This is a genomic window from Ottowia sp. (genome assembly GCF_047601385.1).
GTDB lineage: Bacteria > Pseudomonadota > Gammaproteobacteria > Burkholderiales > Burkholderiaceae_C > Ottowia.
Genome location: NZ_JASGJP010000001.1, coordinates 1653128 through 1676812 on the forward strand (window position 1 = coordinate 1653128; position 23685 = coordinate 1676812).

General features: G+C 73.6%; 25 protein-coding genes. All 25 read right to left on the bottom strand.

Features of this window, described 5'->3' with window-relative positions:
• Positions 1-181 precede the first annotated feature (181 nt).
• Positions 182-1750 carry a hypothetical protein gene (locus QM772_RS08025; RefSeq protein WP_415135271.1) on the bottom strand — a complete coding sequence of 523 codons (1569 nt, stop codon included), beginning with the start codon at positions 1748-1750 and terminating at the stop codon, positions 182-184.
• Between the two features lie 178 nt (positions 1751-1928).
• Complete coding sequence (locus QM772_RS08030; RefSeq protein ID WP_415135273.1) at positions 1929-2351, bottom strand: hypothetical protein; 423 nt, start codon at positions 2349-2351, stop codon at positions 1929-1931.
• Between the two features lie 40 nt (positions 2352-2391).
• Positions 2392-4833, bottom strand: coding sequence for a type II secretion system secretin GspD (gene gspD, locus QM772_RS08035; RefSeq protein WP_415135275.1), 2442 nt, complete (start codon positions 4831-4833; stop codon positions 2392-2394).
• 24 nt (positions 4834-4857) lie between these two features.
• Positions 4858-5049 (bottom strand): hypothetical protein, encoded by a 192-nt coding sequence (locus tag QM772_RS08040; RefSeq protein ID WP_415135277.1) that lies wholly within the window; start codon positions 5047-5049, stop codon positions 4858-4860.
• A gap of 47 nt (positions 5050-5096) precedes the next feature.
• The gene (locus tag QM772_RS08045) at positions 5097-5831 is read right to left on the bottom strand and encodes a hypothetical protein (RefSeq protein ID WP_415135279.1); all 735 of its coding nucleotides are present in this window, start codon (positions 5829-5831) and stop codon (positions 5097-5099) included.
• Positions 5828-6397, bottom strand: a complete 570-nt coding sequence (gspM, locus tag QM772_RS08050; protein ID WP_415135281.1) for a type II secretion system protein GspM — start codon at positions 6395-6397, stop codon at positions 5828-5830. The genes QM772_RS08045 and gspM overlap by 4 nt, the downstream gene beginning before the upstream one ends.
• The gene (locus QM772_RS08055) at positions 6394-7473 is read right to left on the bottom strand and encodes a PilN domain-containing protein (protein ID WP_415135283.1); all 1080 of its coding nucleotides are present in this window, start codon (positions 7471-7473) and stop codon (positions 6394-6396) included. The genes gspM and QM772_RS08055 overlap by 4 nt, the downstream gene beginning before the upstream one ends.
• 22 nt (positions 7474-7495) lie before the next feature.
• On the bottom strand, positions 7496-8362 hold the full coding sequence (locus QM772_RS08060) for a general secretion pathway protein GspK (RefSeq protein WP_415135285.1): 867 nt from the start codon (positions 8360-8362) through the stop codon (positions 7496-7498).
• A gap of 4 nt (positions 8363-8366) precedes the next feature.
• Positions 8367-9053: a prepilin-type N-terminal cleavage/methylation domain-containing protein gene (locus QM772_RS08065; protein ID WP_415135287.1), complete on the bottom strand. Its 687-nt coding sequence runs from the start codon at positions 9051-9053 to the stop codon at positions 8367-8369.
• The gene (locus tag QM772_RS08070) at positions 9050-9448 is read right to left on the bottom strand and encodes a type IV pilus modification PilV family protein (protein WP_415135289.1); all 399 of its coding nucleotides are present in this window, start codon (positions 9446-9448) and stop codon (positions 9050-9052) included. The genes QM772_RS08065 and QM772_RS08070 overlap by 4 nt, the downstream gene beginning before the upstream one ends.
• A 104-nt stretch (positions 9449-9552) precedes the next feature.
• Entirely contained in the window at positions 9553-10014 is a 462-nt protein-coding gene (locus tag QM772_RS08075; RefSeq protein ID WP_415135291.1) for a Tfp pilus assembly protein FimT/FimU, read from the bottom strand.
• Between the two features lie 104 nt (positions 10015-10118).
• Positions 10119-10550: a type II secretion system major pseudopilin GspG gene (gene gspG / locus QM772_RS08080; RefSeq protein ID WP_415135293.1), complete on the bottom strand. Its 432-nt coding sequence runs from the start codon at positions 10548-10550 to the stop codon at positions 10119-10121.
• Between the two features lie 28 nt (positions 10551-10578).
• The gene (locus QM772_RS08085; RefSeq protein ID WP_415135295.1) at positions 10579-11808 is read right to left on the bottom strand and encodes a type II secretion system F family protein; all 1230 of its coding nucleotides are present in this window, start codon (positions 11806-11808) and stop codon (positions 10579-10581) included.
• The gene (gspE, locus tag QM772_RS08090; protein ID WP_415135297.1) at positions 11801-13549 is read right to left on the bottom strand and encodes a type II secretion system ATPase GspE; all 1749 of its coding nucleotides are present in this window, start codon (positions 13547-13549) and stop codon (positions 11801-11803) included. Before gspE ends, QM772_RS08085 begins: the two co-directional genes overlap by 8 nt.
• A gap of 24 nt (positions 13550-13573) precedes the next feature.
• Positions 13574-14338: a glycosyl transferase gene (locus tag QM772_RS08095; protein WP_415135299.1), complete on the bottom strand. Its 765-nt coding sequence runs from the start codon at positions 14336-14338 to the stop codon at positions 13574-13576.
• Positions 14339-14340: 2 nt separating this feature from the next.
• Positions 14341-14898 carry a dTDP-4-dehydrorhamnose 3,5-epimerase gene (rfbC, locus tag QM772_RS08100; RefSeq protein WP_415135301.1) on the bottom strand — a complete coding sequence of 186 codons (558 nt, stop codon included), beginning with the start codon at positions 14896-14898 and terminating at the stop codon, positions 14341-14343.
• Positions 14899-14913: 15 nt separating this feature from the next.
• Complete coding sequence (locus tag QM772_RS08105; RefSeq protein WP_415135303.1) at positions 14914-15477, bottom strand: GNAT family N-acetyltransferase; 564 nt, start codon at positions 15475-15477, stop codon at positions 14914-14916.
• A complete protein-coding gene (locus tag QM772_RS08110) occupies positions 15477-17327 on the bottom strand; it encodes a hypothetical protein (RefSeq protein WP_415135305.1) in 1851 nt (616 codons plus the stop codon). The genes QM772_RS08105 and QM772_RS08110 overlap by 1 nt, the downstream gene beginning before the upstream one ends.
• The gene (locus QM772_RS08115; RefSeq protein ID WP_415135307.1) at positions 17314-17688 is read right to left on the bottom strand and encodes a GtrA family protein; all 375 of its coding nucleotides are present in this window, start codon (positions 17686-17688) and stop codon (positions 17314-17316) included. The genes QM772_RS08110 and QM772_RS08115 overlap by 14 nt, the downstream gene beginning before the upstream one ends.
• Complete coding sequence (locus QM772_RS08120) at positions 17685-18470, bottom strand: WxcM-like domain-containing protein (protein WP_415135309.1); 786 nt, start codon at positions 18468-18470, stop codon at positions 17685-17687. The genes QM772_RS08115 and QM772_RS08120 overlap by 4 nt, the downstream gene beginning before the upstream one ends.
• Before the next feature lie 11 nt (positions 18471-18481).
• On the bottom strand, positions 18482-19414 hold the full coding sequence (locus tag QM772_RS08125) for a glycosyltransferase family 2 protein (protein WP_415135311.1): 933 nt from the start codon (positions 19412-19414) through the stop codon (positions 18482-18484).
• Positions 19408-20514 (bottom strand): DegT/DnrJ/EryC1/StrS family aminotransferase, encoded by a 1107-nt coding sequence (locus tag QM772_RS08130; protein WP_415135313.1) that lies wholly within the window; start codon positions 20512-20514, stop codon positions 19408-19410. Before QM772_RS08130 ends, QM772_RS08125 begins: the two co-directional genes overlap by 7 nt.
• A 108-nt stretch (positions 20515-20622) precedes the next feature.
• Positions 20623-21507 carry a glucose-1-phosphate thymidylyltransferase RfbA gene (rfbA, locus tag QM772_RS08135; protein ID WP_415135315.1) on the bottom strand — a complete coding sequence of 295 codons (885 nt, stop codon included), beginning with the start codon at positions 21505-21507 and terminating at the stop codon, positions 20623-20625.
• A gap of 14 nt (positions 21508-21521) precedes the next feature.
• Positions 21522-22415 (bottom strand): dTDP-4-dehydrorhamnose reductase, encoded by an 894-nt coding sequence (rfbD, locus tag QM772_RS08140; RefSeq protein ID WP_415135317.1) that lies wholly within the window; start codon positions 22413-22415, stop codon positions 21522-21524.
• Positions 22416-22595: 180 nt separating this feature from the next.
• Entirely contained in the window at positions 22596-23654 is a 1059-nt protein-coding gene (gene rfbB, locus QM772_RS08145; RefSeq protein ID WP_415135319.1) for a dTDP-glucose 4,6-dehydratase, read from the bottom strand.
• Positions 23655-23685: the final 31 nt, after the last annotated feature.

Consider the following 23685-nt stretch of genomic DNA (forward strand, 5'->3'; position numbering starts at 1 on the left):
CGGCCGCGCCGGCGCTGATTCAAAGCGTTGCAGGCTCGGCCCGCGCCGGAAGGCGCGGGCACGCGCGGCCACGGAGGCCAAAAAAAAGGACGGGTCGAAACCCGTCCTTTCCGGTGACGGCCGGTGCGCCGCACGAGCCCGGAGGCTCGCGCATCGCGCCGGCTTATCGCCGCAAGCCCAATTACGGCGTGGTCAGGCCGCCGCTCAGCCAGCGGTGCTGGAAGGTCATGCCGTACTTGTTGCCCGTCGACGTGTTCGAGAACAGCGTGGCGGCATAGCCCACGATCGGCAGCGCGCTCGCCGCACCCAGGGTGCCCCAGCCCGCATCGGCGGCCGGCGTGAGCTGGCCAGCGGTGATGACGGCCTGCAGGGAGGACGTGCTGCCGAACTTGGCCACGAACACCTCGCCGCAATAGCGCAGCACCGAAGCCGGCGTGCCGGGAGAGAAGCCGCCGTCCACGCTGGTGGCCACGGCATACTCTTCGCGGTCGGTGGACTGGAAGGTCATCTGCAGGCAGGCTTGCGGGCCGTAATCGGTTTGCTGAAGGGCCAGCAGGCTCGAGTACGGGTTGGCATAGGAGCCGGTGTTGAGCACAATAGCCGCGGCGCTGGACACGGTGCCGTAGCTCACGGCGGCGTGGTAGCGGCGGGTCGGCTGCGACACCACCCAGTCGGTCAGGAAGGGCACGCTCGCGTCGGCGGCGGTGGCGATGTACTCGTTGATGACGTTGGTCTTGGCCAGCGCGTTCGACAGGTTGTACGCCTGCTGGTTCGGGATCTCGCCAGCGATCGCGGGGGTCGACATGTCGGGGAAGTCGAACCACAGCGGCGTGATGACGCCGCCCGTCAGCAGCGGGTCAGCCGTCCAGTCCGCGGCTTCAAGCGTGGTCGGGCCGCTGAGGCCATGCTGCGGGAAGAACTGCAGGTTGGCCGCCGCCGTGGTGACGGTGCCGCTCGCGCCCACGGAGGTGTCCGCGGTGGCGATCACGGCGGTCTGCGTGCCGCTGTAGGTGCCCATGTTGGCCAGGTCGAGCACCGCCCAGGTGCCCATCAGGCCGCCGGTGGGGTTGACCAGGCCATCGGCGTTGGCGCCAGACACGCCAGCGTCGCCGGAGGTGGTGTTCAGCAGGTTGTTGCGCAGGGCGCTGTAGCTGGTGGAGCCGGTCAGGGGCGTATCGGCCAGGCAGGGCGCCACGCCGTTCACGTGCTTGGTGGCGGTGAACAGGTCGCTGTCAGGGTCGATGTCGGCCATGTTCAGCACTTCGATGTAGCCTTCGCGGGTCAGCGCGGCCTTCACGTCGTCGGTGGCATAGCTGGGCAGACGGGTGGTGATGAACGGCACGCCGCCGGTGGGCCACTGGCTGGCCACCGGGATGGTGCAGGACTTGTCGTTGGTGATCAGCGAGGCGCGGCCGTCGGTGCCTTGCAGCACCGCGCCGGTCCACACGTCGGCGGGCGACAGGAACAGCGTGAAGTCAAGCACGTCGTCCGAGTTGGTGGCGCTGCGGAAGCGCACCTTGACGGCCTTGCCGTTGGTGCTGTCGGTGTTGACGATGTTGACCAGCGTGGCCATGCCCGCGTTGGCCGTGTAGTACGGCGTGAACAGCTGGTGGCCGACGCCCGCGGCATGCAGGAACAGGCCGGTGGCGGCGCCGTCGTCACTGGAAGCGACCCACGCATTCGCCGAGCCGGCAAAACCCAAGCCGCCCAGGGCAACCGCGGCGCTCAGCGACAGGATGCTCTTTTTCATAGCTATGACTCCATTAGGAAAAAAGTGGTTGCAAGACCCAAGCGAATCTTGGAAATGCCGGGAGATGCTAACACGCTGCCGACGGGCATTTCAATAAGTCGGCCGTGAGATGGCGGCAAAGCGCGCGAGTCGTTGCGTATTGCAGACAGTGCCCCCGCGCGCGCCGGGCGCCCTGGGCTCAGAACGCCTGGTAGAACCACCATTGCCCGTCTTCGCGCACCCAGACTTCCTCGATGTAAGTAACAACTTCCTGGTTGCGGAACGGCGGCGTCTGGACCTTGGCGCTGACGCGCAGGCGGACGTTGCAGCGCTCGGCCTCGCACTTGACCTCGTGCACCTGCATCCCGGTCCACGTCGCGCCGGCGCCGAAGCGGCGATGGTAACGTTCACGCTTGACAACGGCGCGAAAACCGGGTTGGGTGAATTCCCAGGCTTTCTCGAAGTCGCCGTCGATCAGGTAGGCCCAGCGCGCGTCGGCGCGCTGCTCGACGATGGCCTCGGGCGTCTGCGGCGCGAGGCCGGCGCAGCCGGCCAGCCAGAGCGCGGCACCCAGCGCGGCCGAAGCCAGCAGGGCACGGCGGGGGGTTGATTGAGTAGGCATTAAGGATTACTCCGTAGGGACAAAGCGTTGAAGAGGGGGTTCAGCGCGGCGCGGCGGGCGTCAGGGGCTCGCTGCCGAGCAGGCCCTGCATGCGGTCGCGCAGCTCGCGGCTGACGGCGCGGGCGTCCTCGTCGGAGCGCAGCACGCGCGGGGTGAGGATGACGAGCAGCTCGGTGCGCGCGGCGGCGCTCGCGTGCGTGCCGAACAGCGCGCCGACGACGGGAATGGCCGACAGCAGGGGAAGGCCGGTCTTGGAGCGCTCGTTCCGGTCCTTGATCAGGCCGCCGAGCACCAGGGTCTCGCCCGAGCGCACGGCCACCTTGGAGTTGATCTGGCGCTGCAGGAAGGTGGGGTAGCCGGCGGTGGCCTTGGAGGTGGAGTCGTTGCCGAGGTCGGTGACGATCTGGTCGATGTCGAGCGTGACGAGGTCGCCGGCGCTGACCGAGGGCGTGACGCCGAGCATGACGCCGGTGTCCTTGTACTGGATGTTGGTGGTGGTGAGGTTGGTGGTGCCGCTGATGGTGGTGCCGGTGTTGACGGGCTCCTGGGTGCCGACCTGGATGGCGGCGGTGTGGTTGTCGAGCACCATCAGCGAGGGGCTGGACATGACCTTGATGAGCGACTTGCTGGCCAGCGCGCTGAGCACGGCGGAAACGCTGCCGGCGGCGTTGCGCAGGGTGTAGGTGAAGGAGGTGCTGTCCCCGGGCGTGCTGGCGTCGCTGGGCAGGCCGAGCTGCCCGATGCCGCTGCGGCCGCCGCCGACGCCGCCGTTGAAGGCCCATTGCAGGCCGTATTCGAGCCCGTCGCCCAGGGTGACCTCGACGATGGAGGCCTCGATGAGGATTTGCGCGCGCTGGACGTCCAGGCGCTTGAGGGTGGCCTCGATGCGCGCGTATTCGGCCGGGGTGGCGTAGATGAGCAGGGTGTTGTTGATGCGGTCGGCCATGACGCGCACGCTCTGGCCCAGCATGGTGGTGACGACGTTGGCCCCCTGCTGGGCGCCCTGCTGGGTGCCCTGCTGCTGGCTGGTGGCGCTGCGCCCGAAGCCGGAGCTGGTGCCGAAGCCGGAGCTGGTGCCGCCGAGCAGGCTGCTGCTCTGGCTGCGGTTGGTGCCGAACTGGCTGGCGAAGCTGCTGTTGACGTTGGCGTTGGCGCCGGCGACGCTGGTCAGGCCGGGCGCGACGCCGGTGGCGCCGGTGGCGCCGGACTGCTGGGCGGTGGTGCCGCCGTAGATGCCGTTGAGCAGTTCGGCCAGGTGGTCGGAGGAGCCGTTCTGCACCTTGTAGACGAACAGCTGCGGCTCGGCGCTGTTGAGGTTGGGGCGGTCGAACTGGTCGATCCAGTAGCGCACCTCGTCCAGGTAGGCGGCGCGGGGGGTGACGACGAGCACGGCGTTGATGCGCTCGATGGCCATGACGCGCAGGGCGCCGAACAGGGGGTTGTTCTCGCCCAGCGCGGCGACGGCGCTGGCCTGGGCGGCCTGCGCGCCGGCGGCGGGCTGGCCGGGCCGGGACACGGCCGCGGCCTGGGGCGTGCCGCGGCCTGGCGCCTGCGCGACGGCGGCCCCGCCGGCGGCGCTGGCGCTGGCGCCCGTGCCGCCGGCGGTGCCGGTGGCGCCGGAGAGCAGGCGCAGGGCGGCATCGACGTCGGCGGCGGAGGTGTGCTTGAGCGGGAACACGCCGACGGACATGCCGCGCAGCAGGTTGACGTCGAAGGTGGCGACGAGGTCGAGCCAGCCTTCGGCCTCGGCGCGGGTGCCGCGCATGACGAGGATGTTGCGCAGGGTGTCGACGCGCAGGATGGCGTCGGCGGAGATCAGCGGGCGCAGGATGTTGGCCATCTCGCCGGCACCGAGGTATTGCAGCGGGACGATGATGGCGCCGTAGCCGGGCGGCAGCGGCTTGCCGGCGCCGGCCACGGCGGGCGCGCTGACGATGCCGCGCAGCGCCTCGGGCGTGCCGACGTGGTAGGTGCCGCGGCTGTCGCGCGCCATGACGATGCCGTTGGCCTGCAGGGCGGCTTCGAGCAGCAGCAGGGCGCGGTCGGCGCTGACGGCCTGGCGGGTGGTGAGGGTGATGTTGCCGTTGAGGGGCGGGTGGACGACGTAGTCCACCTTGAGCAGGTCGCGCAGCATGACGTGCACGACCTCGCTGGCGGGGGCGCTCTCGAACTTGAGGCTGGCGGTGGCGCCGCGTGCCGGGGCGTTGGCCGGCAGGCGCTGCTCGGCGACGACGCGGTCGGTGCCCCGGATGATGATGGGCTCGGTGGCGAGGTCGGCCGCCGGCGGGGCGGAGGCCGCCGGGAGCGCGGCGGCGGCCGGCGGGACGGAGGCGGCGGCCGCTGGCGCGAGCGGCGCGGGCGCGAGGGCCGGGGGCACCTCGGCGGGCACCGCCGCCGGCTCGACGCTCTGGTGCGCGCAGGCCGCCAGCTGCGCGGCGAGCGCCAGGGCGAGAAGCGATGGGGAGGTGCGGGGCATGGACATGGGCAAGCGTGGAGTTCGGGGGGGTCAGCGGGACGGGGTCTTGGCCGGCTGCGCGGCCGCGCCCCCGCCGCCGAACGAGCCCTGGGTGCCGTCGTCGGGCACGGGGGCCGTCGCGGGCGCCGGCGCGGGCGGCCTGGGGGGCTTGGGCAGGGTCTGGGTGCAGGCGGCGAGCTGGCCGACGACCAGCACCAGGAGGGGCAATGAGGTACGAGACATGGGCATGGAGGGTGGTGGTGGGGTTGAAGCGGTGGGCGCGGAGGGCGTCAGCGGCTGGTTCGGCCGGCGGGCGGCTGCGGCGGCCCGCCGCCGAACGATCCGTCCATGGACTGCCCCTCGCGGGCGGGCGTGGGGGCGGGGGCCGGCGCGGGCGCTGGGGCGGAGGTGGCCGGGGGCTGGGGCGCGGGCTCGCGGGCCGGGGGCCGGGCCGGCGGCGCGCCGGGGGCGCCGCCTGGCGCGCGCCGGCCGCTGGCGGGCTCCCTGGCCTTGTCTTTTTCCTTGGCCTGGTCCTGGTCCGCCTTGGCGGGCAGCAGCTCGATGCGGCGCTGCTCGCCGCCGCGCCTGAAGACGATGTCGCGGCCCTCGATGGCGTCGAGCGTCCAGTCGCCCACCTTCTCGCCCCGGAGGACGAAGCGGGAGCGGCCGGCTTCTTCGAGGAACACGCCGGTCAGCGTGGGGCCGGCGACGATGCCCTGCAGGGTGACCTGCTCGATGGCGGTGGGCGGCGGCGCGGCGGGCGCGGAAGCGGCGCCGGCGGGCGCCTGGGGGCGGCGCGAGGGGTCCATCAGCGGACGCGCCAGCACGACCGGGTAGGCCGCGCCGGCGGCGGCATTGAATTGCAGGGCGGCGGCTTTCACGTCGTCGAGGTTGGGGGCCTGGGGCGCGGGCGGCTGCCACTGGCGCCAGCGCGCGGGGGCGCCGGGGGCGAGCCAGGGCACGGCCAGGGCCAGCGCCATGAGGGCGAGCAGGCCCAGGGCCAGCGGCGACACTTGCCGGGTCATGGCTTGCGCTCCTTCAGCACGTAGAGGTCGAACTGGCCGAACACGGGCTGCGGCGCGCCTGGCTGCTGCCGGCCGCTCTGCTGGACACCGATCTGCATGGCGGCGTAGTGGATGATGGGGCGCTGCTGGGGCAGCTCGCGCAGCAGCTCGACCAGCTGCGGCCATTCGCCCTCGACGCGCAGGTTGAGGCCGATGCGGTCGAAGCCCTGGTCCTCGCGCGGGGCGGCGGCCTGGCTGCTGGATACGCGCAGGCCGCGCGCGGCGGCCAGTTCGCGCACGCGCTGCAGGGCGGCGTTGCCGGTCTGGCTGGGGTCGCCCTCGGCGGGATAGACGAACTGCGCGAGGTTGGCCTGGACGGCGCCTTCGGCCTGGACGAAGCGCTCGCTGCCTTGCAGCAGGCCGGCCAGGCGGGCGTGGCGCGGTTCGAGCTCGGCCAGCCGGGCGCTGGCCTGGAGGTACTTGGACACCACGGTCCACGAGGCCCAGGCCAGGGCCAGCAGCAGCAGCGCGCCGCCGGCCAGCAGCCAGAGCGTTTCGGGGCGTTGGGCGCGGAGGTTGGGGGTCATGAGGCAGCCTCGGCACCGCGAACCGGGCCATATCGGCGAGCATCCAGATTCAGCTCGATGATGAAAGTTTCCTTGGCGGCGCCGGCGCCGCGGGTGGCGGGCGAGGCCAGGCGCACGTCGTACACGCCGGGCTGGGCGGACAGGCGCTGGACCAGGGCGGCGGCGTCGTCGGCCTGGCCGTTGAGCACCAGCTTGGTGCCTTCGACGCGGATGGCGGTGAGCCAGGCGCCGTCGGGGACGGCGCGGGTGAGCATGTCGAGCACCGGCGGCATGGCCAGTTCGCGTTCGAGCAGGGCGCCGACGGCTTGCAGGCGTTCGACGCGCTTCATCAGGGCCTCGCGCTGGGCGATCTGGGGCGCGGCCTGCTTCTGCAGGGCGTCGAATGCCTGCTGCGCCTGCTGCGCGCGCATGCGGACCAGGGCGGTGGGCGTGGCCAGCAGCGCGGCCAGCAGGGCCAGCCCCAGCAGCAGCAGGGCCAGGCGCCGGGCCAGGCCGCGGCGCGCGATGCCTTCGCGCAGGCCCTCGCCGAAGCCGCGCAGGACGATGGGGCGCATGGCGCCTTCGCCCGCGGCGGCGGGCACGACCCAGACCTCGGGCGGGCGGGCCGGGTCGGCGCCGGCGGCCTGCAAGGCGTCGTCCACCTGGCGGCGCGAGGTGATGGCGACGTGCACCTGGGTGAGGCCGTCGCTGGCGTGCGTGGCGACGTGGCCGGCGATGGTCTGGTCGGGCGCGAAGGGGCTGGCGGAGGCCACTTCGAGCTGGACCGCCTGCGCCACGTCGGCGGGGGCCAGCGGCGGCAGCACGAGGCGGCGTTCGAGCACGCGGTCGAGCGGGATCTGGAGCGCCTGCGCGGCGTCGGCGGCGGGCGCGGCGGGCGCCGGCGCGGCCTCGCCCTGCCGCACGGTCCAGCCGGTGGTGCGCCCGTCGGCCTGGCGCAGCGCGACCGCGACGCCGGGCGCCAGCCAGCGGAGGCCGGGCAGTTGGAGCAGGGCCTGCCCGGCCGCCTGCCATTGGCCCGGCCACTGGCCGAGGTCCATGCCGAGGAAGCGGGCGTTGTCGGTGCGGGTGAGGTTCATGTGATCAGGCGGGCGGCATGCGTCAGCCGGGCAGGACGACGATCTGGCGCTCGGTGCGCAGCACGCGCCAGGGCGCGCTGCGCGAGGCGCTGGCATCCAGGGCCACGTCGCGGGTCAGGAGCAGCATTTTGCCTGCTTCCAGCGGCACCCTGGCGCGCAGCCGGTAAACGTCGCTGGCGCCACGGCCGACGAAGGCGGGGTTGAAGCCGCTGGCGTCGGCGCCGAGCTGGCTGCCGGCGCGCTGGCTGACGTATTGCGCCACGCGCGCGGCATCGCCCTGGGCCAGCACGGCCAGCACCTCGGGCGGGGCGGCCTCGGGGTTGACGCGGCTGGCGCTGCCCAGGTCGGCGCTGACCAGGGGGGCGATGCGGGCGTACAGCGCGTAGTCGACGCCGGGGACGAGCAGCAGGTCTTCGGGCGCCTCGAAGCGGCGCTGCATGGCGCGGACGGTGGCGGCCTGGCTCAGGTCGAGCCCAGGCCGTCCGTCGCGCCACTCGACCAGGGTCTGGGCCAGCGCCCGGGCCTGGGCGTCGTCCAGGCCGCCGGCCACGCGCAGCAGCGCGGCCAGCAGCTCGGCGCTGGCGCCGCCCAGGGGAATCAGGCCGTCGAGGGGGGCGGCCTCGACCTCGATGGCGGCGCCGGCGTAGGACACGGTGTCGGCGACGATGCCCGTGGGACGCTGGGCGCCGGCCTGGAGCTGTTGCAGCGCGAGGGCGATGGCGGCCTCGCCGAGCGCCTGGCCGCTGACCTGGTCGCGCTGGATGCCGGCGGCCTGGATCTGCTGGCGCACGGTGTGGGTGAGCCCGGTGACCATGACGCTGAGCGCGGCCACGATCCACAGCACGGCGATCAGGGCCATGCCTTGCGTGCTGTTCAGGGCGCGCCGCATGCCGTCAAAGCCTCCCGCCGCCGAAGGAGCCGGTCACGGCCGCCGGATCGCTGTCGCGCGTGGGGGTGACGGCGGCGATCAGCGGCGGCCAGGCGGGCTCGGGGCCCTCGATCTGGATCTCGACCGCCTCGGGCAGCAGGGTCGGCGGCAGGGCGTTGAGCGCCACGCCCGGCGGCGGCCAGACGGGGCTCCACTGCGCGCTGATCGGGTCAAGGTAGCGCAGCGACAGCCCTTGTACCGGCGCGGCGAGGACGCGGCCCTCGGCCTGGTCCCAGGCGTCGAAGGCGGCCGCGCCGGTCCAGGGGGCGTAGCGCAGCACGAGCTGCGCGCCGTCCGGCCCCTGCTCGACCGCCAGCCGCAGGTAGTGCCGCCCGCCGAGGCCGAAGCGCGCGGGCATGACGCCGACCCAGGCCAGCGCGTCGGGCGCGGCCTGGAAGAACGGCGCCTCCGACGGCCCGCCGGCCTGCAGCCGGGGGAAGCGCCGCGCCGACACGCGGCCGAGCACGTCGCCCAGCAGCTGCACGGCGGCGCGGTGGTCGTCGGCGGCGGCGATGCGCTGGTCGACGCGCGCCTCGACCTCGCCCAGGCCGCGCAGGGCGCCGGTGAGCACCAGCATGAGCAGCGACAGCAGGACGAGCGCGATCAGCACCTCGACCAGGGTGAAGCCGCGGCGGCGCGCAGCGGGGTTCACTGGACGACCCCTCCGGGCGGGGCCGGGCGCTCGGGCCGCAGGGTGGCGAGGTCGAACGAGCGCTCGGCGGCGCCGTCCAGCCAGTGCACGCTGACCAGCACTTCGTGCAGGCGCGCGGCCTGCGGCGCGCTGTTGGCGGGCGTGGGGTAGGGGCGGCTGGCCACCTGCCAGCTGAAGCCGGCCGCCTGCGCCGACTCGTTCAGGCCCTGCGCGGGCACGGCCTGGTGGGCGGCCAGCAGCGACTCGGCCAGCAGCATGGCGCGCTCGTGCTGGCCCAGGCCGCCGGCCTGGCGGGTGTTGTTGCCGGTGACCTGGTAGAGCAGGCCGAGCGCGATGGCGGCGATGGCGAAGGCGACCAGGATCTCCAGCAGGGAGAAGCCGCGCGCCCTTTTCATCGGCAGGCCACGGCCGGGCCGCCGCCCGGCCGCCCGAAGGCGGCGAGCGCTCCCCGGGGGGGCAGCGAACCACGCGCGGCGGGGCAGCGTGGGGGCCGCATTCTTCATGGGGAAATCGCCTCCTGCTCGACGCGGCCGCTGAACCAGTCCACGCGCAGGCGCACGCCGCCGCCGGAGGGGCGCAGGATGTCCACGCTGCCGCCGGAGGCGCCGCCGCGCGGCAGGAAGCGGATGGCCAGGCTGCCGTCGGCGCCCTGCTCCTCGGCGGCCATGACGGCGTGCAGCGCCAGCGGTTCGGGCACCTCGTGCGTGGCGCCGCCGACGACGCCGAAGCTGCGCGCGGGCAGGTTGACGGCGAAGCGCGCCTCGACGCCCTGCGTCAGCGCGATCTGCCGGGCGGCGCGCAGGTCGGCCAGCACGGCGCGCACGGTGTCGCGGTACTGCGCCGATTCGTGCAGGCGGCCGAAGGCGATGGGCACCAGCGCGGCCATCAGCGCGATGAGGGCGAACACCACCAGCAGCTCCACCAGCGTGAAGCCGCGCGCGGGGCGGACGCCTTTTGGCATACTACCAGGGAGTAACAGGTGTCTGGCGCCCATTCGGCAAGCGCTGGCGGCCATGATGATGGGGGAGTATCTTCCTTCCCCACACCGGGGAAAGGCGCGGGCCATCAATGCGTGTTGCGCACGTCGGCGTTCTCGCCCTCGCCGCCGGGGGCGTTGTCGGCGCCGAGCGAGAGGATCTCGATGCCGCCGTTCGGGCCGGGGTTGGCGTAGCGGTAGGCGTTGCCCCAGGGGTCGGCGGGCAGGGCGCCGCCCTTCAGGTAGGGGCCGTTCCAGCCGGCGGCGGAGCCGGGCTTGGCGACCAGCGCCTGCAGGCCCTCGGCGTTGGTGGGGTAGCGGCCGACGTCGAGCTTGAACAGCTCCAGCGACTTGTCGAGGTCGGCGATCTGGATGCCGGCGGTCTTGGACTTGGCGCCGCCCAGCCGGTCCATCACGGCGGGGCCGACCAGGCCGGCCAGCAGCGCGATGATGGCGATGACCACCAGGATTTCGATCAGGGTGAAGCCCAGGCCGGCGCGGCGGGCGATGCGGCGATTCATGACAGCGTTTCCTTTCAAAACCAGACCATCAGCCGGCCAGGTCGTTGATCGACAGGATGCCCAGCAGGATGGAGACGATGATGGCCGCGATCAGCACGCCCAGCACCAGGATCAGCACCGGCTCCAGCAGCGTCAGCGCGCGCTTGATGCCGGTTTCGACCTCGCGGTCGAGCACCTCGGCCAGCTCGGTCATCATGGGGCCGATGCGGCCGGTTTCCTCGCCCACTCGGACCAGGTTGACGGCCAAAGGTTCAAACACCTGGGTGGCGTTCATGGCGGCGACCATGCGCGCGCCCTCCTTGACGAGGGGCGCCATCCGGGCCAGGGCGGCGCGCAGGTTGGCGTTGCCCACGGTCTCGGTGGCGATGTGCAGGCCGGTGAGCAGCGGCACGCCGTTGCCCAGCAGGGTGCCGAGCGAGCGGGCGAACAGCGTCAGCTCGTATTTGTAGAGCAGCGGCCCGATGATCGGCAGGCGCAGGGCGCGGTTCTGCCACCAGGCGCGGCCGGCGGGCGAGCGCAGCCAGCGCCAGCCCAGCCAGCCCAGCAGCAGCGCGGCGATGGCGATCGCCAGCCCGTGGCTCTTGAAGCCGCGCCCCAGCGCCATGATGACGCGCGTGGGCAGCGGCAGCGCGTCGCCCATGTCGGCGAACAGCTTCTCGAACTGCGGCACGACGAAGCCCAGCATGCCGACCAGCGACAGCACCGCCACGCCCAGCAGGATGGCCGGGTAGAGCGTGGCGGAGATGACGCTCTCGCGCAGCGCGCGCAGGCGCTCCATGTGCGCGACCAGGCGCTCCAGCACCTGCGACATCTGGCCGCTGGCCTCGCCGGAGCGCACCATGTTGACGTAGAAGTCGCCGAACAGGCTGCCGTGCTTGGCCAGCGCGCGGCTGAAGGGGGCGCCGCCCTTGACGTCCTCCAGCACGCCTTCGAGCAGCGCCCTGACGCTGGGCTTGGCGCTCATCTCGATCAGCACGCGCAGGGCGTTGTCGAGCGCCAGGCCGGCGCGCAGCATGACGGACAGCTCGGAGGTGAGCGCCAGCACGTCGGCGCGGTTGACCGGCCCCCGGGGCGGGCGCCGGCCGGCGCGGCCCGCGGCCAGCGCGCCGGCGGGGGCGCTGGCGGCATCCTCGACCTTGATCGGCGTCAGCCCGCGCTCGCGCAGCTGGCGCAGCACGGCGTCGGCCGCGGCCGCCTCGCTGCGGCCTTCGACCAGCCGGCCATCGGCCTGGGCGGCGCGCCAGGCGAACTCAGGCATCGCTCTGGTCCTGGGTGACGCGCAGCACTTCGTCCAGGCTGGTCACGCCGGCCGCCACCTTGCGCAGGCCGTCGTCGTACAGCGTGTACATGCCGGCCCGGGTGGCGATGGCCTGCAGCGCGCTGGCGTCCAGGCCTTGCAGGATGGCGCTGCGCATGGCCTCGTCCACCACCAGCAGCTCGTGGATGCCGGTGCGGCCCTGGTAGCCGGTGCCGCGGCAGTGCTCGCAGCCCCTGGCTTCGTAGATGGGCGCGCCGGCGGCGACGAAGCGGCCGAGGCCCGAGCTTTGCAGCAGCTCGGGCGCGGGCCGCACGGGCGCCTTGCAGTGCGGGCACAGGCGCCGCACCAGGCGCTGGGCCAGCACGCCGTTGACGGTGGAGGTGATGAGGTAGCGCTCCACGCCCATGTCCTGCATGCGCACCACGGCGCTGGCGGCGGTGTTGGTGTGCAGGGTGGAGAGCACCAGGTGGCCGGTGAGCGAGGACTGCACGGCGATCTGCGCCGTCTCGCCGTCGCGCATCTCGCCGATCATGATGATGTCCGGGTCCTGGCGCAGGATGGAGCGCAGCGCGTTGGCGAAAGTGAGGTTGATCTGGGTGTGAACCTGGATCTGGTTGATGCCTTCGAGCTGGTATTCGACCGGGTCCTCCACCGTGATGATCTTCTGCGTGGTGGAGTCGAGCTTGGCGAGCGCGGCGTACAGCGTGGTGGTCTTGCCCGAGCCGGTGGGCCCGGTGACCAGCAGGATGCCGTGCGGGCGGTGCACGAGCTGGTTGAAGCGCGCGAGCGTGTCCTTCTCGAAGCCCATGTCCTCCAGGCTGAAGCGCACGCTGGCGCGGTCGAGCACGCGCATGACCACGCTCTCGCCGTGCACGGTGGGCACGGTGGAGACGCGCAGGTCCAGCTCGCGGCCCTTGACGCGGGTCTTGATGCGGCCGTCCTGCGGCAGGCGGCGCTCGGCGATGTCCAGGTGCGCCAGCAGCTTGACGCGCGAGCTGACGGCGGCGCCCTGGGCGGCGGGCACGACCTCGCCGGGGTGCAGCACGCCGTCGACGCGGTAGCGCACGTGCAGGCCGTCGTCGAACGGCTCCAGGTGGATGTCGGAGGCGCGCAGCTCGATCACGCGGCCGATGATGGCGTTGACCAGCCGGATGACCGGGGCCTCGCTGGCCAGGTCGCGCAGGTGCTCGACGAAGTCGCCGGCGTCGCCCTCGGTGTCGGGCAGGCCCTCGCCGTCGCCCGCGACGGCCTCGGCCTCGTCCAGCAGGCGGCGCAGCGCCTTGTCGATGTCGGAGGCCAGGCCCACGGCCGGCCGCACGCGCAGCCCGGTGGTGAGGCGCAGCGCCTTGACGACGAAGGCGTCCTGCGGCGCGCGCATGGCGACGTCGAGGATGCCGTCGTCGGCGCGCAGCGGCAGCACGCGGTGGGTCTTGAGGAATTCGGGCAGCAGGCCGCCGAGTTCGGGCGGCGCGTCGGGAAAGGCTTCGGCGGGCAGGAAGGGCAGTTGCAGGTGCTCGGCCAGCGCGCGCGCGGCGTCCACCTCGGACACCAGGCCCAGGCTGACGAGCACGCCGTCGAGCGCGCCGCCCATCTCGCGCTGCGCGGCCAGGGCGCGCTCCAGATCGCGCGGGGTCAGCTTGCCGGCGCGCACCAGCAGGTCGCCGTAGGCGGGCCAGTCGGCGGCGGGCACGCTGGCGCGATCGGGCGATTCGACGGGAGAGGCAGGAGAAAGGTCGGGCATGGGCGGTGCTTGCAGCGGGGGATTCTAGTTCTGGCGGGCAGCGCGCCAGGCCCGCCAGGCGGGCGAGCGCCACAGCCGCCACAGGCTGCGGAGATGCCACAGCAAGTGCCGCGGCCGCCGCCTGCTGGCGCGCTGGGCGATGTGCTCGACGGCAACGCCGGCGGCGGGGCGCAGCGCCCAGCCGGCCAGCCGCAGCCGCAGACACAGATCGACGTCTTCACAGTACATGTGGAAGCCCTCGTCGAAGCCGTGGACGCCGGCATAGGCGGTGCGGCGCAGCAGCAGGAAAGCCGCGTTGACCCAGTCGGGCGCCTCGCCCTCCCCCACTTCCGCCGTGCGGCGCAGCAGGTGGCGCGCCAGCAGCCGCGCGGGCGTGGGCAGCAGGCGCTCGCTGTCCTGCCGCCGGCCGGCGGGGTCGAGCTGGATGGGATAGACGGCGCCCGCCTGCGCGTCGCGCTCGAACACGGCCGCCATGGCGCCGAAGGGGCTGGCGCGCAGCCGCAGGTCGGGGTTGAGCACGGCGAACAGCGGGCTGCCGCCGTCCTGCCCGTCGAGCGCGAAGGCGCGGTTGTGGTTGGCGCCGAAGCCGGCGGGCGCGGGGTTCTCCACCACGTCGAGCCGGAACGGCCAGCCGCGCCCGCGCAGCCCGGCCGTCAGGGCGGGTTCGGGCAGGTTCACGGTGAGGATGACGCGCCGCAGGCGCGGCTCGCCCAGGCCCGCCAGCTCGGCCAGCAGCGCCTCGGCCTGCGGGCCGTGGCCATGGCTGACGATGGAGGCGGTGATGTCCAAGGCTAGTCGAATATCTCGGCCTGCGCCAGCGGCAGGCCGGCGCGGTCCTTGGCCGACAGCAGCGGCGCCTCGATGCCGTGCGCGGCCAGCGGCCAGCGGATGCCGATGGCGGGGTCGTCCCAGGCGATGCAGCGCTCATGCTCGGGCGCATAGTAGTCGGTGGTCTTGTACAGGAAGTCGGCCGAATCGCTGAGCACCACGAAGCCGTGCGCCAGACCGGCCGGCACCCAGAGCTGGCGGTGGTTGTCCTCGGTCAGCTCCGCGCCCACCCATTGGCCGAAGGTGGGCGAGCTCCTGCGGATGTCCACCGCGACGTCGAACACGGCGCCGCGCGCCACGCGCACCAGCTTGCCCTGGGGCTGGCGGATCTGGTAGTGCAGGCCGCGCAGCACGCCCCTGGCGGAGCGGCTGTGGTTGTCCTGCACGAAATCGGCGCGCGCGCCGGTCAGCTGCTCGAACGTGCGGCGGTTGTAGCTTTCGGCGAAGAAGCCGCGCGCGTCGCCGAACAGCCGGGGTTCGAGGACGAAGACGCCGTCGATGGCGGTGGGAAAGGCTTGCATGAGGGACTTTCGGGGTCAGGGCGCCACGCGGATGCCGTCCGGCAGGTAGCGCCGGTAGCGGTGCAGCGCGGCGGCCAGCGCCTGGGGCGCCAGCGTGTACTGGAAATGGCCGTCGCGCTCGCCGGTGCGGCGGGCGCCGAAGTTCTCGTGGAAGCGCCAGACGCTGGCATTTTCCTGCCGGACCTCGAAGTACGCGGACTGGAAGCCGAGCCAGCGCCCGTAGTGGTAGACCATCAGGGCCGACTCGATGGCGCAATGCGGCGGCAGGCCGGCCTTCAGCAGCCACGAGCCCCAGCTGAACGCGTCTCCGCGCGCCCCGTACAGGCGCACGGTGCCGAGCGGCTCGCCGCCGGCGGCGTCGGCGACGATGAAATAGGCCTGGGCGGCGTCCCCGGCGTAGCCGCGCAGCCAGGCGCGCTGGGCCTCGACGCCGGGCGGCACGGCGGACAGGTGGCGCGCGCGCACGGGGTCGGTGCGCAGGCCGTGGATGAAGGCGGCGTCGGCCTCGCCGGCGTCCCGCAGCAGCAGGCGATGGCCCTCGACGCGGGCCGCCTTGCGAAGAATGGGCGGGGCGGCCATCAGGGCTCGGCGCGCAGGCGGCAGGTCACGCGCAGCTCGGCCAGCCTGAAGCGCACCGGCGCATCGACCGGATCGACGCGCAGCTCGGGCGCGAAGCCGGCGGGGCTGTCGATGCTGAACTCCAGCCACGCGCGGCCTTGCGCGTCGGGCTGGAAGGGCTTGCGCCGCGAGCGCGGCTCGGTGTAGTCGGCCTGGCCGCGCAGCCGGTAGAAGACCTGCGCGACGCCGCCCTGCCCGGCCTCCAGGCCGAGCTGCACGCCGAGCACGCGGCACTGGCCGGCCTGCGCCTCGGGCAGCGGCAGCACGAGCGCGGCATCGCCGGTGCTCTGGCGCCAGCCGTCCGGCGCCGGCTCGACGTGCGACCACTGGCCCTGCCGGTCGGCCTCCGGGCCGCTCCAGCGCAGCAGCTCCTGCCCGAAGCCCTGGCGTTCGACGATGGGCAGGTAGCGCACGAAAGAGGCATGGATGTCGCGCGCATGGACGTAGGCGCGCGTCAGGTCGGGCAGCCCCATCAGCGCGAAGCCGGGGCATTCGATGGGCTGGCCCGAGCCCAGCTGGCGGGCCAGGCAGCGTATTTCGGTCTCGCGGTATTCGGACGCCGATCGGTAATACGGCGCCACGTCGAACACGCCGCGCGCGCCGGCCAGCGCGCAGGCCAGCGCCAGCACGCCCGCCAGCACGCCCGCCGCCTGTTCGCGGCGCCGCAGGCGCAGCGCCAGCGCCGCCGCCAGCCAGGGCAGCAGCAGCGTGACCCAGAAGAAGTGAAAGCGCAGGTAGCCGAAGCGGAACACCGCTTCCACGCCGTCCACGGACGCGTCGCGCAAACCGGCCCGCCCGAGGCCGACGATCATCAGGTAGGCCGCCACCACGCAGCCGAGCGGCAGGAACACCGCCGCGAAGCGCCGCTGGCGCGCGCTGCCGGGCCGGCCGGGCGCCAGCACGCCGCGCAGCGCGAAACCGGCCGCCGCCAGCAGCGCCAGCGCCAGCAGCGCCACCCAGGCGGCCTCGGCCGCGGTGGAGGCGAAGCCCTGCCCCGTGCTGCGGCCCAGCTTGCCCGCCAGGTAGGCCCAGAAGTCGGCCGAGTGGGGCCAGGTCAGCTCCATGTACTGGTGCCGGCGGTCCTGCGCCACGCCGCGCGTCAGGTAGATCTGCAGCGCGCTGGTGGCGGCGCCGGCCAGCAGCACCGCCGCACCGCCCGCGCGCAGGCGCGCCGCCAGCGCGCGGGGCGGCAGCAGCCGGCCCAGCAGCAGCCAGCCGGCGCCCATGACCAGCGCGCCGATCGCGCCGGACACGTAGGACAGCCCGGCGGCCAGCCCGAGCGCGAACACCGCCAGCCGCCAGCCGCCGCCGGGCCAGCCGGCCCGCGCCAGCAGGCACGCCGCGCCCAGCAAGGCCAGCAGCGGCAGGGCCTGGTGGTAGGCCAGGTTCTGCTCGCCCCAGTAGGAGCCGGCCTGGAGCATGAAGAAGCAAAGCGCGAACAGCAGCGCCCGCAGCCGCGGGTCGCCGGCCACCCAGCCCAGCAGGCGCCACTGCATCCAGAGCAGGCCGCCGAGCACGCCCAGCATCGACAGCGTCTGGTAGGGCAGCGGGTTGCCGCCCAGCCAGCGCTGCGCCAGTGCCTCCAGCGCCATGCCGACCGGCGAGATGGTGTTGTTGACCGCCTCGAACAGCCGCGCGGGCGCCAGCGACCGGGCGTTGCCCAGGTCGTAGGCGCGCCAGTCGTCGAAATACGGCAGGTCGGTGCCCCAGCGCAGCCACGCCAGCAGGTTGGCCGCCAGCATGAGCGGCGGCAGGGCGGCGCAGGCGCGCAGCGCCCAGGACAGCGGGCGGGACGGCTCAGCGCGCGGCATGGGGCGTGAAGATCCAGCGCTGCAGCGCGAACATGACCGGCACGCACACCGCCGCCGCGGCCAGCGGCGCGAGCCACGCCGGGCCGCGCAGCCAGGCGACCCAGGCTTCCACGACGGCCAGGCCCAGCGCCAGCTGCACGCCGTGGCTGGCGGCGACGTAGGCCAGCGAGAAGCGCTTGCCGGGCCGCGCGAACACCAGGTGGCGCAGCAGCAGGAACGACAGGCCGATGCCGGCCGCGAAGGCCAGCAGGTAGGCCCAGCGGTAGTGCATCGCGCGCAGCAGCACGAGGTACAGCGCGTAGGTCGCCAGCGTGTTGGCCCCGCCCGCCAGCACGTAGCGCAGCGCCTCGCGCGCGATCACGCGGCCGGCCCCCGGCGCACCAGGGCGACGAACTCGGCGTAGTCGCGGATGTAGTCGGCCGGGTCGTAGGGGTCGGAGGCCAGCACCAGCAGCACCGCGCCCTCGGAGTAGCGGTACTGGATGCCCCAGGTCATGGGCGGCAGGTGCAGGCCGAGGTTGGGGCGGTCGAGGCTGAATTCCTCGCGCTGGGCGCCGTCGTCCGCCACCACGCGCACCGAGCCCTTGACCGCCATCAGGAACTGCGCGCAGCGGCGGTGCGCGTGCTCGCCGCGCAACTCGGCATTGGGCACGTTGTAGACCAGGAAGCTGCGCCGCACCAGGAACGGCAGGCCGGCGCCGACCTCGGCGGCGCACAGGTCGCCGCGCATGTCGCGCACCTCGCGCAGCACGTGCAGGCGCACGCCCCTGACCGCGCTTTCGAGCACGCCCGGCGCGGCCGGCGCGACGCGCGCGGGCAGGTGCGCCGACGCGTCGGCGTAGCCGACGACGGTGGCCTCGGGGCCCCGCACCACGGCACGGGCCGGCACCTGCCGCATGACCACGGCGCCGGCCTCGATGCGCGCGCCCTCGCCCACGCGCACGCGGGCGGCGACGACCGCGCCCTCGCCCACCGCGGCGCCCGTGCCGATGACCGCCCCTTCGCCCACGCAGGCCGAGGCGCCCAGCGTGCAGCCGTCCTCCAGCACGGCGCCGGCGCCGACCGCGGCCAGCGGGCCGACGCGCACGCCGGCGCCGACGCGGGCGGCGGCGAGCTGGGCGCTGGGGTGGATGGCGGCGGTCATGGCAGGCCGGATTATCGAGACTCGAAGCGCTGCACGCGCAGCGCCACGGCCTGCGGGCGCTGCTTGGTGTTCTCGTAGGCGCGCCAGGCGTAGGTGCCGACGATGCCCAGGCTGAGCAGGTTGAGGGCGCCGAAGAACAGGATGGCGATCAGCGTCATGGCGTAGCCGGGCACGCCGATCCGGCCCAGCAGCTTGGCCGCCAGCACCGCCAGCGCCAGCGCCACGGCGACGGCCATGCCCAGCATGCCGGCGCGCGTGAGCAGGCGCACCGGCAGGTCGGTGAAGGCGAACACGCTGTCGGCCAGGTAGGCGACCTTCTTGCGCCAGGTCCAGGCCGACGTGCCGTGGCGGCGCGGCTGGCGCACGTAGGGCACGCTGGCGCGCCGGAAGCCCAGCCAGAAGATCTGCGCGATGAGCGAGCTGCGGCTTTCGGCCAGCCCCAGCAGGGCGTCGCGGAACGGCCGGTTGCAGGCGAAGATGTCCACGCCGCCGGGCGGCATCTCGGGCACCACGTAGCGGCGGTACAGGGCCCAGAAGAGCTGGGCCTGCCAGCGCTGCCACGGCGGGTCGTGGCGCAGCGCGCGCTCGGCCACCACGACGTCGGCCTCGCCGCGCGCCAGCACGGCCTGCATTTGCAGCACCAGCTCGGGCGGCTCCTGCAGGTCGGCCGCCATGACGGCGAAGAAGTCGCCGCGCGCGTGCTCCAGGCCCATGCGCACGGCGGCGAAGGCGCCGAAGTTGCGCGTGAGCAGCACCAGGGTGGCGTCCAGCCCGGTGGCGGGCAGTTGCGCCTGCAACAGGTCGTGGCAGCGGTCGGGGCTGCCGTCGACGACGAACACCACCTCCAGCGCGCCGGCCAGCGACTGGCGCAGCCCCTGCAGGGCGGCCAGCAGCTCGGGGATGGAGCCTTCGTTGCGGTAGACGGGGATGACCAGGCTCAGCATCGCGCCGCCTCCTCGAAGAACGCGCGCACGGCCTCGATGACCTGCCCGGCCTGCTCAGGCGTCAGCCCGGGGTAGCAGGGCAGCGACAGCACCTGGGCGCAGGCCGCCTCGGTGACGGGCAGCGCGGGCGCCGGCCGCCCGGCGCGCGCGGGCTGGCGGTGGTCGGGCACGGGGTAGTGCGCGTCGCAGGCGATGCCGCGCGCGGCCAGGTGCGCCCGCAGCGCGTCGCGGCGCGGCGTGCGCACGACGTAGAGGTGCGCCACGTCGTGCTCGCCCGCCGGCGGCGGCAGGCGCAGCGGCAGGCCGGCGAAGGCGGCGCCGTAGCGCGCGGCGATGGCGCGGCGCTCGGCGTTGGCCTCGTCCAGGCGCGGCAGCTTGGCCAGCAGCACGGCGGCCTGCAACTCGTCCAGCCGGCTGTTGCCGCCGCCGGGCAGGACGACTTCGTACTTGGCCGCCCAGCCGTACTGGCGCAGGGCGCGCACGCGCTCGGCCAGGGCCGGGTCGTCGGTGGCGACCAGGCCGCCGTCGCCCAGCGCGCCGAGGTTCTTGGTGGGGTAGAAGCTGAAGCACGCCAGCGCGCCCCAGGCGCCGGCGCGCCGGCCGCCGCGCCGCGCGCCGTGGGCCTGGGCGCAGTCCTCGACGAGCGGCACGCCGGCGGCGCGGCAGGCGGCGGCGATGCGCGGCACGTCGCCCATGCGGCCGTACAGGTGGGTCAGCACCACGGCGGCGACGGGGCCGGCGCGCAGCGCCTGCTCCAGGGCGGCGGGCGAGAGGCTCAGGTCGTCCTCGTCGATCTCCACGTACAGCGGCTCGGCGCCCAGCTGCGCGATGGCCGTGCTGGCGTAGTAGCCGGCGTTGGCCGCGGCGGCGACGCGCGCGCCGGGGCCGACGCCGAGCGCGCGCAGCGCCAGCACCAGCGCGTCGGTGCCGTTGGCCACGCCGACGGCCTGGCCGACGCCGACGTAGCGGGCGAACGCCTGCTCGAACTCGCGCACGTGGGGGCCGAGCACGTACCAGCCGCTGTCCAGCACGCGCCGCACGCAGGCGGCCAGATCGACGCCGAACGCGGCGCCCTGGGGGGAGAAGAATGGCACGGACATGGCGGCGCCCTCACATACTCCTGGGCAGTAACATACCTTCAGCGCCCGATTGACGGGCGCTGTCGGCTACCATATATGGGGAGTATTTCATGCGCGCCGCCTCCCGCGTCAGCCCCGGGCTTCCTTGAGCATGCGCAGCAGGTAGGCGCCGTAGCCGCTCTTGGCCAGCGGCTGGGCCAGCGCCTCCAGCTGCGCGCCGCTGATGAAGCCCCGGCGCCAGGCGATCTCCTCGGGGCAGGCGATCTTCAGGCCCTGGCGGCGCTCCAGCGTGGCGATGAACTGGCCGGCGTCGAGCAGGCTGTCGTGCGTGCCGGTGTCCAGCCAGGCGTAGCCGCGCCCCATGATCTGCACGCCGAGCCGGCCCTGCCGCAGGTAGGCGTCGTTGACGGCGGTGATCTCCAGCTCGCCGCGCGCGCTGGGCTTGACCGACTTGGCGATCTCCACCACCTGGCGGTCGTAGAAGTACAGGCCGGTGACGGCGTAGCTGCTCTTGGGCCGGGCGGGCTTTTCCTCGATGCTGACGGCGCGGCCGGCGGCGTCGAACTCGACCACGCCGTAGCGCTCGGGGTCGTGCACGTGGTAGGCGAAGACGGTGGCGCCCTGGAGCTGAGCGTCGGCGCGGGCCAGCAGGGGCTCGAAGTCGTGGCCGTAGAAGATGTTGTCGCCCAGCACCAGGGCGCTGGGCGCGTCGCCGACGAAGCGCTCGCCGATGATGAAAGCCTGCGCCAGCCCGTCGGGGCTGGGCTGCACGGCGTAGCTCAGGCTGATGCCCCACTGGCTGCCGTCGCCCAGCAGCTGCGCAAAGCGCGGCGTGTCCTGCGGCGTGCTGATGACCAGGATGTCGCGCAGGCCGGCCAGCATCAGCGTGGACAGCGGGTAGTAGATCATCGGCTTGTCGTACACCGGCAGCAGTTGCTTGCTGAGCGCCAGGGTGGCCGGGTGCAGCCGGGTGCCGGAGCCGCCGGCGAGGATGATGCCCTTGCGTGTGGTCATTCTTGGGAAGTCGTTCAAAGGATTTCGGCCAGCATGCGGCGCACGCCGTCCTGCCAGGGCGGCAGGCGCAGGCCGAAGGTGGCTTGCAGCCGGCGCGTGTCCAGGCGCGAATTGTGCGGCCGGCGCGCCGGCGCGGGGTAGGCGCTGGTGGGGATGGGCGCCACCTCGTTGACTACTAATTTCATAGCTGCCGGCGCTTTCTGCGCTTGCGTCAGCACGTATTTCGCATACTCGAACCAGGTGGTGGCGCCGGCTGCCGCCAGGTGGTAGGTGCCGGCGTCCTGCGGCCGCGCGCGCAACTGCCGCACGGCGTGCGCGGTGACGTCGGCGATCAGCTCGGCGCCGGTGGGGGCGCCCCACTGGTCGTCGATCACGGTCAGGCGCTCGCGCTCGGCGGCCAGGCGCAGCATGGTCTTGGCGAAGTTGCCGCCGCGCGCGGCGTAGACCCAGCTGGTGCGCAGGATCAGGTGCGCGCCGCCGGCCGCGCGGATGGCCTGCTCGCCGGCCAGCTTGGTGCGGCCGTAGACGCTCAGGGGGCTGGTGGGCGCGTCCTCCGTCCAGGGCGTATCGCCGCTGCCGTCGAACACGTAGTCGGTGCCGTAGTGCACCAGCAGCGCGCCGCAGGCGGCGGCCTCGCGCGCCAGCACGGCGGGGGCCTCGGCGTTGAGGCGCCGGGCCAGCTCGGGCTCGCTCTCGGCCCGGTCGACGGCGGTGTGGGCGGCGGCGTTGACGATGACCGCCGGCCGCACGGCGCGCACGGTGGCGGCCAAGCCGTCCAGGTCGCTCAGGTCGCCGCACAGGCCGGCGGCGCCGTGGCGGCCGAGCGCCACCAGCTCGCCCAGCGGCGCCAGGCTGCGCCGCAGCTCCCAGCCGACCTGGCCGTTCTGGCCCAGCAGCAGGATGGTCATCTCAGCTTTCCATGGCGCCGGCGCCCCCCGCAGCGCACGAAACCCAAAGCGCCCGAAGGCCGCGAAGCAGGCCATGCCCGCGCACCCGTGGCCGGGGCTCCCCCGGCCAGCGGGTGCGCCCCCTGGAGGGGGGATGCCGGAACATCGCGCAGCGAGCGGAGCAACGGGGGTGGGTTCATGTCACGCGCCGTACTGCGCGGCCACCCAGTCGCGGTAGGCGCCGCTCTGCACGCCCCGCACCCAGTCGGGGTGGTCCAGGTACCACCGCACGGTCTTGCGGATGCCGGACTCGAAGGTCTCGGCCGGGCGCCAGCCCAGCTCGCGCTCGATCTTGCGCGCGTCGATGGCGTAGCGGCGGTCGTGGCCGGGCCGGTCGGCCACGTGGGTGATCTGGGCGGCGTAGCTGCCGCCGCCGGCGCGCGGCGAGAGTTCGTCGAGCAGGGCGCAGAGCGTGTGCACGATCTCGATGTTGGGCTTCTCGTTCCAGCCGCCGACGTTGTAGGTCTCGCCCGGCCGGCCGGCCTCCAGCACGCGGCGGATGGCGCTGCAATGGTCCTTGACGTAGAGCCAGTCGCGCACCTGCCGGCCGTCGCCATAGACCGGCAGCGGTTTGCCGGCCAGGGCGCTCACGATCATCAGCGGGATCAGCTTCTCGGGGAAGTGATAGGGGCCGTAGTTGTTGGAGCAGTTGGTCGTCAGCACCGGCAGCCCGTGCGTGTGGTGCCAGGCGCGCACCAGGTGGTCGCTGGCGGCCTTGCTGGCGCTGTAGGGGCTGTTGGGCGCGTAGACGTGGTCCTCGGTGAAGGCGGGCGCGCCGGGCGCCAGGCTGCCGTAGACCTCGTCGGTGGACACGTGCAGGAACCGGAAGGCTCCTTTTTCAGGCGCTGCCAGCGCTTGCCAGCAGCTCGTTGCGGCCTCCAGAAGCTTGAAGGTGCCGACCACGTTGGTCTGGATGAACTCGCCCGCGCCGTGGATCGAGCGGTCCACGTGGCTCTCGGCCGCGAAGTTCACGATGGCGCGCGGGCGGTGCTCGGCCAGCAGGCGGGCGATGAGCGGCGCGTCGCCGATGTCGCCCTGCACGAACACGTGCCGGGCGTCGCCGCGCAGCGCCGCCAGGCTGGCCAGGTTGCCGGCGTAGGTGAGCTTGTCGAGGTTGAGCACCGGCTCATCGCTGCCCGCGAGCCAGTCCAGGACGAAATTGCTGCCGATGAAGCCGGCGCCGCCGGTGACGAGAATCATGCTTGTGCCTTGACGCGGCGCGCCGCCCTGG